The sequence below is a fragment of the Clostridium sp. TF06-15AC genome, from assembly GCF_003481165.1.
Taxonomy (GTDB): domain Bacteria; phylum Bacillota; class Clostridia; order Lachnospirales; family Lachnospiraceae; genus Otoolea; species Otoolea fessa.
Genome location: NZ_QUKS01000001.1, coordinates 361956 through 374805, shown reverse-complemented (window position 1 = coordinate 374805; position 12850 = coordinate 361956). Strand labels below are relative to the sequence as shown.

Annotated in this window: 11 protein-coding genes; 10 read left to right on the top strand and 1 reads right to left on the bottom strand. The window is 50.5% G+C overall.

The genetic code is table 11. The annotated features are described in order from the left end of the window. The first annotated feature begins 62 nt into the window (after positions 1–62). From rlmN to serS, 9 genes are all read left to right on the top strand, one after another. The gene (gene rlmN / locus DXC57_RS01705; RefSeq protein ID WP_022358690.1) at positions 63–1127 is read left to right on the top strand and encodes a 23S rRNA (adenine(2503)-C(2))-methyltransferase RlmN; all 1065 of its coding nucleotides are present in this window, start codon (positions 63–65) and stop codon (positions 1125–1127) included. Continuing rightward, the gene (locus DXC57_RS01700) at positions 1124–1870 is read left to right on the top strand and encodes a Stp1/IreP family PP2C-type Ser/Thr phosphatase (protein ID WP_118650892.1); all 747 of its coding nucleotides are present in this window, start codon (positions 1124–1126) and stop codon (positions 1868–1870) included. The genes rlmN and DXC57_RS01700 overlap by 4 nt, the downstream gene beginning before the upstream one ends. After that, the gene (pknB, locus tag DXC57_RS01695; RefSeq protein WP_118650890.1) at positions 1867–4113 is read left to right on the top strand and encodes a Stk1 family PASTA domain-containing Ser/Thr kinase; all 2247 of its coding nucleotides are present in this window, start codon (positions 1867–1869) and stop codon (positions 4111–4113) included. Before DXC57_RS01700 ends, pknB begins: the two co-directional genes overlap by 4 nt. Positions 4114–4138: 25 nt before the next feature. Next, the gene (gene rsgA / locus DXC57_RS01690) at positions 4139–5032 is read left to right on the top strand and encodes a ribosome small subunit-dependent GTPase A (RefSeq protein ID WP_118650888.1); all 894 of its coding nucleotides are present in this window, start codon (positions 4139–4141) and stop codon (positions 5030–5032) included. Positions 5033–5055: 23 nt separating this feature from the next. Beyond that, positions 5056–5721 carry a ribulose-phosphate 3-epimerase gene (gene rpe, locus DXC57_RS01685; protein ID WP_022360278.1) on the top strand — a complete coding sequence of 222 codons (666 nt, stop codon included), beginning with the start codon at positions 5056–5058 and terminating at the stop codon, positions 5719–5721. Next, the gene (locus tag DXC57_RS01680; RefSeq protein WP_333491426.1) at positions 5718–6377 is read left to right on the top strand and encodes a thiamine diphosphokinase; all 660 of its coding nucleotides are present in this window, start codon (positions 5718–5720) and stop codon (positions 6375–6377) included. The genes rpe and DXC57_RS01680 overlap by 4 nt, the downstream gene beginning before the upstream one ends. A 117-nt stretch (positions 6378–6494) precedes the next feature. After that, positions 6495–7097: an ECF transporter S component gene (locus tag DXC57_RS01675; protein ID WP_022360276.1), complete on the top strand. Its 603-nt coding sequence runs from the start codon at positions 6495–6497 to the stop codon at positions 7095–7097. A gap of 461 nt (positions 7098–7558) precedes the next feature. Next, entirely contained in the window at positions 7559–8395 is an 837-nt protein-coding gene (locus DXC57_RS01670; protein WP_118650886.1) for a pyridoxamine kinase, read from the top strand. Between the two features lie 280 nt (positions 8396–8675). Next, entirely contained in the window at positions 8676–9953 is a 1278-nt protein-coding gene (gene serS / locus DXC57_RS01665; protein WP_022360274.1) for a serine--tRNA ligase, read from the top strand. Positions 9954–10062: 109 nt separating this feature from the next. On the opposite strand, the gene DXC57_RS01660 is transcribed toward serS, so the two are convergent. Next, entirely contained in the window at positions 10063–11805 is a 1743-nt protein-coding gene (locus DXC57_RS01660) for an NFACT RNA binding domain-containing protein (RefSeq protein WP_118650884.1), read from the bottom strand. A gap of 144 nt (positions 11806–11949) precedes the next feature. Here DXC57_RS01660 and DXC57_RS01655 point away from each other — a divergent pair, with 144 nt between their 5' ends. Beyond that, positions 11950–12828, top strand: a complete 879-nt coding sequence (locus DXC57_RS01655; RefSeq protein ID WP_118468641.1) for a YicC/YloC family endoribonuclease — start codon at positions 11950–11952, stop codon at positions 12826–12828. Positions 12829–12850 lie beyond the last annotated feature (22 nt).

Sequence of the window (12850 nt, the reverse complement as noted above, 5' to 3'; positions counted from 1 at the left end):
ACAGTGTATGAATACAGGAAAGACTCCGAGAGTGCATATAGGAGAGAGGGAGGCAGTCCGATATGGAAAAGCAGGATATAAAATCAATGACGCAGGAGGAACTGCGTGCCTTTTTGGTGAGTCTGGGCGAAAAACCATTCCGGACCGCCCAGATCTATCAGTGGATGCATGAAAAACTGGCATCTTCCTTTGACGATATGACAAACCTTTCCAAGGTACTCCGGCAGAAGCTGCAGGACGCGTGCGAGTATGTATCACTGGAAAAGGTACGGGTGCAGATTTCGCAGATCGATGGAACCCGCAAGTACTTGTTCCGCCTCGCGGACGGCAATGTCATCGAGAGTGTCCTGATGCGTTATAAGCATGGAAATTCCGTTTGTATTTCCTCGCAGGTGGGGTGTCGGATGGGCTGCCGTTTCTGTGCTTCGACCCTGGACGGCCTGGAACGGAACCTGCGCCCGTCGGAGATGCTGGACCAGATTTATCAGATTCAGCGCGATACAGGCGAACGCGTTTCCAACGTGGTTGTGATGGGATCGGGTGAACCGCTGGACAATTACGATAACCTGATCCGCTTTATCCATCTTTTGACGGAGGAAGGCGGACTGCATATCAGTCAGCGGAATGTGACGGTTTCCACCTGTGGGCTGGTTCCGAAGATCCGGGAGCTGGCAGATCAGGGACTGACCATCACGCTGGCACTTTCTCTGCATGCGCCGAATGACGAGGTGCGGAAGAGCCTGATGCCGATCGCGCGTACATATGCGTTAAAGGATGTATTGGCGGCCTGTCATTACTATTTTGAAAAAACGGGACGCCGCATGACGTTTGAGTACAGCCTGGTGCAGGGAGTCAACGACAATCTGGACGAGGCGCGCGAGCTGGCGGCGCTGATTCAGGATCAGCACGGGCATGTGAATCTGATTCCGGTCAATCCGATCAAGGAGCGCTCTTATGTACAGTCGGGACGGAAAGCGATCGAAGCATTTAAGGGATGTCTGGAATCTAAGGGAATCAATGTGACAATCCGGCGCGAGATGGGGCGCGACATAGACGGTGCCTGCGGACAGCTCCGGAAGAGCTATATGGATAAAGAGCAGGAGAAAGAAGGTGCGGCGGTCAAATGAAAGCATACGCACTGACGGATATTGGAAAAACGCGTAAGGTCAATCAGGACGCCCAGTTTGCCAGCACGGAGCCGGTGGGAGAACTCTCCAACCTGTTTGTCGTGGCGGACGGAATGGGCGGTCATCAGGCGGGAGATTTCGCTTCGCGCTATCTGATCGAGCATATGCCGGAATATATCAAAGAGAGTGGTGAGAATGAGCCGGTCGCGGCGCTTCGAAAGGGGATCGAGGCAGTCAATCAGGAACTTTATTCCCTTTCCTGTGAGCGCGAGGAGCTTGCCGGCATGGGAACAACGCTGGTAGCGGCTTCAATTCAGGGAAATACACTCTACGTAGCAAACGTGGGGGACAGCCGTCTCTACCGGATTGAGCGCTCCGGCATTCATCAGATTACCCGGGATCATTCCTACGTGGAGGCGATGGTCTCGCTGGGACAGATGAGCCGCGGCAGCCGAGAATATGAGACGAAGAAAAATATCATTACCCGCGCAGTTGGGATCGGTGGGCATGTGGAGCCGGATTTCTTTGAGGTTTCATTGAACCCGGGCGATTACGTACTGCTGTGTTCGGACGGGTTAACCAATATGGTGGATAATTCAGCAATTTACCGGATGGTGCTTCTGCCGGGAACCCTGGACACCAAGGCAAGGGCGCTCACGGCGCTCGCAAACCAGAACGGCGGGAAAGATAATATCGCGGTCATATTGATTGACCCGCAGATCAAGGAGGTGAGAGAATCATGATGCTGAAACCGGGAACCTATCTGCAGGATCGCTATGAGATCCTCTCACTGATTGGTACGGGCGGCATGTCAGAGGTGTATCAGGCAAAATGCCACACTCTGAACCGTCTGGTGGCGATCAAGGTTTTAAAGGATGAGTACAGCCAGGATGCGAATTTCGTCAGCAAATTCAAGATGGAGGCGCAGGCGGCGGCAGGGCTTTCCCATCCAAATATTGTGAGTGTTTATGACGTTGTGGATGAGGGCGGTCTTCATTATATCGTCATGGAACTCATCGAGGGAATCACGCTGAAAAGCTACATTCTCAAGAAAGGTCATCTGGGCGTTAAAGAAACGATTGGAATTGCCATTCAGGTAGCGCAGGGGCTGGCAGCGGCACATGACCAGCATATTGTGCACCGGGACATCAAACCGCAGAATATGATTATCTCGCGTGACGGCAAGGTGAAGGTGGCGGATTTCGGTATCGCCAGAGCTGTATCGTCCCAGACGATCGGGGTCAATGCGGTCGGTTCCGTGCATTATATCTCGCCGGAGCAGGCAAAAGGAAATTATAGCGACGGACGAAGCGATCTGTATTCACTGGGAATCACGATGTATGAGATGCTAACAGGAAAACTTCCGTTTGACGGGGATACCCCGGTTTCAGTGGCACTGGCACATCTGGAAGAACCGGTGCAGCCGCCGAGCCGCATCAACCCGGAGGTGTCGGCAAGCCTGGACCGCATTATTTTAAAATGTACCCAGAAAAAGCCGGAACGCCGTTACCAGAATGCGTATGAGCTGATCGCGGATCTGCGCCATGCGCTGGTGGATCCAAACGATGATTTTCTGAAAAAAGAACCGGAATTTGATGAAAATTCCCCGACAGTCGTGCGCGGGGCAGAGGAACTGAACCGCCAGATGGAGGCACAGAGAAATCGAAATCTGGAACAAACGATGGAACATCCGGCAGTGAGCGAAAAGACCGGACCGGTTCCGACAGAAAATGAACGTGGTGAGGTAGTCTGGAAAGAGCCGGAACAGCCGGAGAAAGAGATAGAAGGTTGGCAGGAAGAAGAGACGGATGTCTATGAGGAAGAAACCTCAAGGCGCCCAGACCGTAGACGGAAGGGACGCCGTATAGAAGAAGACAGCGAGGATGTCAATCCGCAGATGGAGCGCCTGCTTACGATGATTGGAATCGGTGCAGCCGTATTGATTGTGGTGGTTGTGATTGTCATTGCTGCGAAGTTGACAGGCATCTTTAATCTGGGATCTGGTAGTCAGAAGCATCCGAAGACGACCGTTGAAGCTTCTTCGGAGGCGTCTGAGAGCGAGAGTCTGGAATCAACGGAGTGCAGGGTTCCGCCACTGGACGGCATGACGGAGGATGAGGCGAAGACAGCATTGGAAAAGCAGTCGTTGAAAATCCGTTATGAATATGCAAAGTCGGAAACCTCTGAAAAAGGGAAGGTCATCGGTCAGAGTATTGCCAGCGGCACGGTTGTCTCGAAACAGACGGAAGTTATCGTCACGATCGGAGAAGGCAATGAGGCAATAGATTTGACGAAACTTGGACTGGAAGAGATGTCCGGCGAGGATGCGGAGACGCTTCTGGCAGAAGAAAATAAACTGACCGTAGTAGTGCAGAAAGAGAGCAGCGATACGGTTGCCTCCGGTATAGTGATCCGATACAGTCCGTCCAGCGTGGATCCGGGCGGCACGGTGACGCTGTATGTCAGCACAGGTCCGAACGTACCGACGGTACCGATGCCGAGGATTACAGGGCTTTCAGAGGAAAATGCAAAAGTTGTTCTGGAAGCGGTCGGATTAGGGCTTGGCGAGCGCAAGGAAGCGAAGAGTTCGGAAGTGGCAAAGGGCAAGATCATCAGTCAGGATGTCCTGGAGAAAACAGATACACCGGAGGGAAGTGCCATTGGCTATACAGTCAGTCTGGGAAAAGGGACCCGCTATGTGGCGGCGATCAACGATGAATTCCAGATGAGTGAACTGTTTGGACCAAGTTCCGGAGATACGCATATCCGCGTCAGTATTGTGATGAAGCAGACGATTGCCGGCAATACTGTGACTAAGACGGTCATGGAACCGAGGGAGATCGGCGGCAATATCACACTTCCGATTCATTATAATATCGAGGGAGCGGACGGTGTGCAGACAGGCGAGCTGCAGATCCTCGATCTGACGAACGATCGGGTTCTAAAAACGTATCAGCTTGAATTTGTGGAAGTTTCAGATAATTAATAAGAGGTAGTTGTAAGGTACAGGTATGCAGGGAAAGATAATTAAAGGGATCGGCGGTTTCTATTATGTACACGACGGTATTGGAAAGGTATATGAATGCCGTGCAAAGGGAATTTTCCGAAATCGCGGCATCAAGCCGCTGGTAGGCGATGACGTGGAGATCAGTGTTCTCGATGAGGAGAAGGCGACAGGCAATCTCGACGAGATCCTTCCTCGTAAAAACCGTCTGATCCGCCCGGCGGTTTCAAATGTTGATCAGGCGGTGGTGGTTTTTGCCATCACCGATCCGATGCCAAATTTAAACCTTCTCGACCGCTTCCTCGTCATGATGGAACGGCAGGAAGTTCCGGTCAGCATCTGTTTCAACAAGATCGATCTGGTCGATGCAGCCGAGCAGGAGAAGCTGCGTGCGATCTATGAACCAGCAGGCTATCCGGTGCATTTTATCAGCACCTATGAAAAATCAGGGCTGGAGGAATTTCATCGGTTGATCATCGGGAAAACAACGGTCTTAGCAGGACCTTCGGGTGTTGGAAAATCGTCGATCACGAACTTTATCCAGCCGGAGGCACAGATGGAGACGGGCGGTATCAGTGAGAAGATCCGCCGGGGCAAACATACGACGCGCCATTCAGAACTGTTTTTTGTGGAAGAGGGCACCTATATGATGGATACGCCGGGATTCAGTTCCCTCTATATCGAGGATCTGGAGCCGGAGGCGCTCAAGGACTTTTTCCCGGAATTTGAGGCATATGAGGATGAATGCCGTTTCTTAGGCTGTGTCCACATTGGCGAGCGCGAGTGCGGCGTCAAGACGGCGGTGCAGGAGCAGAAGATCGGGCAGAGCCGGTATGACAATTACCGTTTGATGTATCAGGAATTAAAAGAGAAAAAGAAATACGGCAGAAGCAGCCGTTGACAAGAAATTGGGAGGAAAGAACCATGATTATATTATCACCTTCGATTCTGGGGGCAGATTTTACGAAGCTGGGAGAGCAGGTCGCTGAGGTGGACAAGGCAGGCGCACAGTACATCCATCTGGATGTGATGGATGGCGCGTTTGTGCCGAGTATCTCCTTTGGAATGCCGGTGATTAAGAGCCTGCGCCCGGTGACGGATCGTGTGTTTGACGTACACATGATGGTGGAAGAACCGGGACGTTATGTAGAGGATATCAAAAAAGCGGGGGCGGATCTGATCTGTGTGCATCAGGAAGCCTGTCTTCATCTGGACCGCACGATCGCGCAGATCCGTGAGGCAGGACTGCAAACAGGTGTAGCGTTAAATCCGGCGACCCCGGTCGAGACACTGGATGTTATTTTGCCGGAGGTGGACATGGTTCTTCTGATGACGGTCAACCCGGGATTTGGCGGTCAGAAATTTATTCCATATACGGTAGAAAAAATCAAGAAGCTGCGCGCAATGTGCAGCGAGAGGGGACTTTCCACCCGCATTGAGGTGGACGGAGGAATCACGCCGGACAATGTGCGGACGGTATTAGAGGCAGGAGCCGATGTGATCGTGGCGGGAAGCGCCGTATTTAAGGGAAACCCGGCTGGGAATGTAAAAACATTTTTAAATATTTTTCAGGAATTTGAACAGGGATGATGAAGATGAAGCGTTGTTTGATTGTGACAGGCGGAACGATTGATATTGCGTTTGCGAAAGATTTTCTCTCACAGCGCTCGTATGACTATGTAATTGCGGCAGATGCGGGGCTGGAGGTTCTGCGCCCGCTGCATATTTCTCCGAATGCGGTGGTCGGCGATCTGGACACGGTGGACAAAAAGGTTCTGGAAGAATATCAGAACCAGCCGGACATCGAATTTGAGATCCATAAACCGGAGAAGGATGAGACGGATACGGAGCTGGCGCTTTTGACGGCGGCGCGCCAGGGCTGTGAGGCAGTTGATATCCTGGGGGCGCTGGGCGGCCGTATGGATCACGCCATCGGCAATATCCAGCTGATGTATCAGTTTTTCTGCCAGGGAATGGAAGTGAATATTTATGATGCCCGCAACCGCCTGTATCTTCTGGGCGGGCATAAGGTATTTCACCGGGAAGAGGTGTATGGAAAATACATTTCGTTCCTGCCGATGACCGAGACTGTCGAGGGACTGACGCTGCGGGGATTTAAATACCCGCTCCAGCGGCGGACGATCGGGCTGGGGACGAGTCTCTGCATCAGCAATGAACTCAAACGGGAAGAGGGCATTCTGGAGCTGGAGAGAGGCGTCCTTTTGTGCGTGGAGGCACATGATTAATCCGGATAAAAAAGTGGCAAGTTAAAACTGACCTGCTTAAAATGATAAAAACTGTATGTTTTTCAGGGGACAAGATTGTGCTATGATGAGTCCAATAACAAGGGAGGATGAAACATCATGGCAAACAAATCAAATCAGGCTTACAAGATCGCGATGGTCGGTCTGCTGGCAGCTCTCTCCTATGTCGTATTTACATACGGACAGGTGAAGATCACACTTCCGGGCGGCGATGCAACCTCCATTCATCTGGGAAATGCAGTCTGTGTCATCGGGGCACTCTTAGTCGGCGGCTTTTACGGCGGTTTGGGAGGTGCTATCGGCATGACGATAGGTGACCTTCTCGATCCGGTTTATATTGTATATGCACCGAAGACATTTATCTGCAAACTCTGCATCGGACTGATCGCCGGATTCGTAGCACATCGTCTGGGCAAGATTGACCGGAGCACCGATAAGAACCACATCCTTGGTTTTACGATTGCAGCAGCGGTGGCAGGTCTTTTATTCAACGTCATTGCAGATCCGCTGATCGGATATTATTATAAACTCTGGATCATTGGTAAACCGGCGGCAGAGCTCACACTTGCATGGAATATCGCAGCGACTTCGATCAATGCGGTGACATCTACGATTGCGTCTGTTGTTATATATATGGCAGTTCGTCCGGCACTCCGCAAGGCAGGTTTTCTGGATGCATTGTCTGTAGAAGCGAGAGCATAAGGCAATTTATCTCAGTCGAGAAGAATTAAAATGAAATACATACAGGAGACTGTGATTGGGCAGAATGGGAAAAACATCTGTCCGGGCGCAGTCTCCTTGTTGCGTCATTGGAGTGTACGGCTTATGAAACACAAATGCATAGATACACGCTTGTAGAAACCAGAATCATGCTGCAGGCAGTCGTATCTGCCGCGAGAATATGTTAGATTATAAAGTTGCTTAAAATGATGTTGGGGTCAAAAGACGTTTTGACCCCTCTGATACCAGATTGCTCCGCACTATATGCTCCCGCAATCTTCGAAAACATTCGTAATTCGCTCATTTTTCTTTGAAAAATGGCTACTTACTCATGTTTTTGGCGGGTTCCAAGGTCAAAAATTCTCCTGCAGGCAAGCTTGCGTCGAATTTCTGACCTTTTGACCCTGGTATCTTAAAATTAAGAAAATGAGGAAAAATTATACATGGAAGGAATTCAGAAGAAAATAGCGGTTTTAAATGACCTGTCAGGCTACGGGCGCTGTTCGCTGACGGCGGCAATGCCGGTTATCAGCGCCCTCAAAGTACAGTGCTGTCCGGTGGTGACGGCGGTGCTGTCCAATCACGCGGGATATCCGGAATGCTATATGGATGATTATACCGATCGGATGGAGGCATATCTGGAGCCGTGGCGGAAGATGGGATTTGAGATGGACGGAATCATGACTGGATTCTTAGGTTCTGCCAGACAGGCGTCGATCGTGGCAGATTTTATCCGGGATTTCAAACGGGAAAATACGCAGGTTTTGGTAGATCCGACGATGGGCGACCACGGACATCTCTACAGCGTCTGTGACGAGGATCTGATCGAGGCGATGCGGGAGCTGATGCAGTATGCGGACGTTGTCACGCCAAATCTGACTGAAGCCTGTGCCCTGACGGACACGCTGTATCAGGAAAATGGATGGAGTAAGCGCAAGCTCTCAGATCTGACCTGGAAGCTTCACCTTTTGGGCGCGCGGTCAGTCATTTTGACAGGCGTGGTCAAGGGCAAACGGATCCTCAACGTGATCCATGAGCGTGGCAAGGATCCGGTCTTTCATGCAACTAAATTTGTGGCGGGCAATTACCACGGAACCGGGGATGTCTTTGCAGCAGTCATCGGTGCCAGCATGGTGCGAGGTGTGCCGATGGAGGAAGCCGTCAGACGGGCGGCAGCTTTTACAAAAAAATGTGTGGAAAAGACAGAAGAACTTGGTGCCCCGGAGCAGGACGGACTGTGCCTGGAGGCGTGTCTGTCCTATTTGACGAAGTTGAGTTAAATATAATGGGGCAGTCTATCCTGTTTTGTATCAAGAAGAACATAGGTTACAGTTCACGGGTAGGCACTTTTGGAACCGAAAGTGCCGTAAGAAAACGTGGTGGCAGCAGGAATTTGCCGTATTTAAATGCGAAGCCACGGCAAATTCCGTTACTGTTCACGTATGCGTGAACAGTAACGAACAGAGGAACTCTTGAAACAGGGCTTTTCATTCGTACAAAGTTGTAGTATAATTATAAATAGTTTTCGTGCAGTTAATTGCATAACAGTAGGAGGAAGATATGTTAGATCTTAAATTCGTCAGAGAAAATCCTGACATTGTAAAGCAGAATATTAAAAATAAGTTCCAGGACAAGAAAATTCCGCTGGTAGATGAGGTAATTGAGCTGGATGCCAAGAACCGTGCAGCGAAGAAGGAAGCAGATGATCTGCGTGCGAACAAGAACAAGATTGCAAAACAGATCGGCGCTCTGATGGGTCAGGGAAAGAAAGAGGAAGCAGAAGAGTTGAAGAAACAGGTAGCAGAGCAGTCTGCCCGCCTGTCTGAGCTGGAAGAGCAGGAGAAGGATCTTGGCGAGCGCATCTTAAAGATTATGATGACCATCCCGAACATCATTGATCCGAGTGTTCCGATCGGTAAAGACGACAGCGAGAACGTAGAGATCGAGCGCTTCGGCGAGCCGGTTGTACCGGATTTTGAGATCCCGTACCACACCGAGATTATGGAGAAATTTAACGGCATCGATCTGGACAGTGCCAGAAAGGTAGCTGGAAATGGTTTCTATTACCTGATGGGCGATATCGCAAGACTTCATTCTGCTGTTATCGCATATGCAAGAGATTTCATGATTGACCGTGGATTTACCTACTGTATCCCGCCGTTCATGATCCGCAGCAATGTTGTAACCGGCGTTATGAGTTTCGATGAGATGGATGCGATGATGTACAAGATCGAGGGCGAGGATCTTTACCTGATTGGTACCAGCGAGCACTCTATGATCGGTAAATTCATTGATACCGTAGTTCCGGAGGAAGAGCTTCCGAAAACACTGACCAGCTATTCTCCGTGTTTCCGTAAAGAGAAGGGCGCTCACGGCATCGAGGAGAGAGGCGTATACCGCATCCACCAGTTTGAGAAACAGGAAATGATCGTAGTCTGCAAACCGGAAGACAGCAAGATGTGGTATGACAAACTGTGGAAGAACACCGTGGATCTGTTCCGTTCCATGGATATTCCAGTTCGTACCCTGGAGTGCTGCTCCGGAGACCTGGCTGATCTGAAAGTAAAATCTGTTGATGTAGAGGCATGGTCCCCGCGTCAGAAGAAATATTTCGAGGTTGGAAGCTGCTCCAACTTAGGTGATGCACAGGCAAGACGTCTGAAGATCCGTGTCAACGGCAAAGACGGCAAATACTTTGCACACACCTTGAACAACACTGTAGTAGCTCCGCCGCGTATGCTGATCGCATTCTTAGAGAACAACCTGCAGGCAGACGGTTCTGTCCGCATTCCGGAGGTTCTGCGTCCGTATATGGGTGGTAAGAGCGAGATTCGCTAAGTTCATTTGAGTCCAGTAAAAAAACGCCATGGGTTGTGTGCCTGTGGCGTTTTTTACTGGACTCATTGTGAATTGCAGAAATATAGACATTGTCTTTTTTCAGGCGGCATTATGATGGCAGTTCTTCCAGCTGATTCGACGGCGTCGCCATCATCGAATAATTCGTATGATAAATCACAAATCCCGGAGCAGCGCCCGCTACTTTTTTGACCTGCTTTTTCTGTACATAATCGATCTCAACTTTTTCATTTTCCCGTCCCTTGGAATAGTAGGCAGCCAGCCCGGCGGCTTCCTCGAAGGTGCGGTCCGGAAGCTCTTTTCCTTCGGATTTCACAATGACATGGGAACCCGGAATTCCTTTTGCGTGGAACCACCAGTCATTTCCAGTCGCGATCTTGAAGGTCAGCTCCTCATTCTGGTAGTTGTTTTTGCCGACGTAGATATGGAATCCGTCGGAGGAAAGGTAGTGGAATGGACGGCTTGTGATTTTCACTTTCTTTCCAGCCGGACCGTGCTTTTTGATGAAGCCATATTCCGTCAGCTCCTGCTTGATCTGGGTCAGATCTTCCTCCTTTAAGGCAATATCGAGGGAGGTACTGATGGATTCGAGGTGCTCGATCTCCTGCTTCGTCTCCTCAATGAGCTGGCTCTGAGCCTCGAAAGTACGTTTGAGTTTTCCATATTTGTCAAAATACTTCTGCGAATTTTCGCGGGCGGTCAGCTGCGGGTCAAGCGGGATCTTGACCTCTTTTCCTGTGTAGTAGTTCGTGCAGACAAGTTCTTTTTCGCCGCCGGTCAGCTCATAACCGTAGGTGTTTAACAGCTCGCCGTAGAGCTTGTATTTATCCCGTTTTTCGGTGTCCTTTAACTGCTTCTGCTGCAAATCGTATTTTTTATAATTGCGCTCCAGGGCAGTCTGGACGATCCGGCGCAGATCCGAGGATTTCTGGCGGATTCGTGTGATGACGTTCTTGGACGCATAGTAGGTCTCCAGCACTTTACTGATCGAATCAAAGTGTTCGACCTGATATTCCGGCGGGAACGAGGTCAATGGGAGAGCGGCAAATTCCATTGGCTCATCTTCACGGTATACGATGCAGGGCGAGAACTGTCCATTTTTGATGGATTCCATTGCCAGTTCCAGCGTGTGCCCGAGGTGCGTGCGCTCCAGCTCATTCAGTTCCGATGCGGGGCGGTCGGCATCGATCGATGCCTCATAGCAGAATTCTTCTGCCATGACCGGGCTGATACCGGTGAAATTCGTGTAAATGGCTTTTCCTGCCGGTGCCGATGACTGTGCCAGAATGACGGCGAAATCATCGGCAGATGCAGTCAGCGGATCCTGCTTCGCGACCGTCTGCGGGAGGAAATATTGCCGTCCCGGCAGAACCTCGCGCACGGAGCTGACCTGCACGGAGATATGTTTGATACTGTCGAGGATCGTGCCGTCAGGGCTGCAGAAAATGATATTGCTGTATTTTCCCATCAGTTCGACAATAAGCAGCTTGCGGCAGAGGTCACCCATCTCGTCCAGATGTTCGATCTCAAAATGAATACAGCGTTCCAGACCCGGCTGGCTGACCGACACGATGCGTCCGCTTCCGATGTGCTTGCGAAGCAGCATGCAGAAATTCGGGGCAGTCATCGGTCCCTGCTTGTTGGTATCCGTCAGATATGCCAGCGGGAGACTTGCGTTGACCGAGAGAAGAAGCCGTTTCGTCTCCCGGAAGTTCTTTATGGTAAAAAGAAGTTCATCGCGCTCGGTCTGCGTGATCTTTGCGATCTTGCCGCCGGTAAGCGCGTCACTAAACTCCTTAACCAGGTTTGCGATTACAATTCCGTCAAATGCCATGGTTTTGGTGCTCCTTTATTTGTGTAGTATCTACTATTATAATGAAAGAAGACACGAAAAACAATCACTTTTAAATTCGGTTGACGCTTGCGGCGATTTGCATTATAATACCATTATCTATGGATGAAAGAGAGAGGCGTCACTATGCTTAAAAGTATGACTGGATTTGGCCGATGCGAGATGGCAACGGATGAATATAAGATTTCTGTGGAGATGAAGGCGGTAAACCACCGTTACCTGGATCTCAGCATTAAGATGCCGAAGAAATTTAATTACTTTGAGGCGGCGATTCGCGCGCAGCTCAAGAAATACATTCAGCGGGGAAAGGTAGATGTCTTTATTTCCTATGAAGATTATACGGATGAGAAGATGTCCTTAAAGTACAATCGTTCCCTGGCCGGCGAGTATATGGATTATTTCCGTCAGATGGCGGACGAGCTTGGAATTCCGAATGACGCGACGGTGATGCGTCTTGCACGGTGTCCGGAGGTCTTTACGATGGAGCAGGCGCCGGAGGACGAGGAGCATATGTGGCAGATTCTCGAAAAGGCGATCGGCGAGGCGGCAGAGAAATTTGTCGAGACACGCACACGCGAGGGTGAGAATCTGAAGCAGGATCTGCTTGGCAAGCTGGACTATATGGTAACGCTGGTCGATCAGATTGAAGAACGTTCCCCGAAGATCGTGGAAGAATACCGGGCGAAACTAGAAGATAAGGTGAAAGAGCTTCTGGAAGGAAGCAGCGTCGATGAAGGCCGGATTGCGGCAGAGGTTGTGATTTTTGCAGACAAGATCTGCACCGATGAGGAGACGGTCCGCCTGAGAAGCCACATCGAGGCGACCCGCAAGGAGCTGACGGCGGGCGGAAGCGTCGGACGTAAGCTGGATTTCATTGCACAGGAGATGAACCGCGAGGCGAATACGATCCTTTCCAAGGCAAACGATCTGGAGGTTTCCGATTGTGCGATTGCACTCAAGACAGAGATCGAGAAAGTCAGAGAGCAGATTCAGAATATTGAATAGCCGATCATGCTGGAAGAGGTAT

What these genes read in the sequence shown, in the direction of transcription:
- rlmN (WP_022358690.1), top strand. Translation starts at nt 63, where the DNA reads ATGGAAAAGCAGGATATAAAATCAATGACGCAGGAGGAACTGCGTGCC.
- DXC57_RS01700 (WP_118650892.1), top strand. Translation starts at nt 1,124, where the DNA reads ATGAAAGCATACGCACTGACGGATATTGGAAAAACGCGTAAGGTCAAT.
- pknB (WP_118650890.1), top strand. Translation starts at nt 1,867, where the DNA reads ATGATGCTGAAACCGGGAACCTATCTGCAGGATCGCTATGAGATCCTC.
- rsgA (WP_118650888.1), top strand. Translation starts at nt 4,139, where the DNA reads ATGCAGGGAAAGATAATTAAAGGGATCGGCGGTTTCTATTATGTACAC.
- rpe (WP_022360278.1), top strand. Translation starts at nt 5,056, where the DNA reads ATGATTATATTATCACCTTCGATTCTGGGGGCAGATTTTACGAAGCTG.
- DXC57_RS01680 (WP_333491426.1), top strand. Translation starts at nt 5,718, where the DNA reads ATGATGAAGATGAAGCGTTGTTTGATTGTGACAGGCGGAACGATTGAT.
- DXC57_RS01675 (WP_022360276.1), top strand. Translation starts at nt 6,495, where the DNA reads ATGGCAAACAAATCAAATCAGGCTTACAAGATCGCGATGGTCGGTCTG.
- DXC57_RS01670 (WP_118650886.1), top strand. Translation starts at nt 7,559, where the DNA reads ATGGAAGGAATTCAGAAGAAAATAGCGGTTTTAAATGACCTGTCAGGC.
- serS (WP_022360274.1), top strand. Translation starts at nt 8,676, where the DNA reads ATGTTAGATCTTAAATTCGTCAGAGAAAATCCTGACATTGTAAAGCAG.
- DXC57_RS01660 (WP_118650884.1), bottom strand. Translation starts at nt 11,805, where the DNA reads ATGGCATTTGACGGAATTGTAATCGCAAACCTGGTTAAGGAGTTTAGT.
- DXC57_RS01655 (WP_118468641.1), top strand. Translation starts at nt 11,950, where the DNA reads ATGCTTAAAAGTATGACTGGATTTGGCCGATGCGAGATGGCAACGGAT.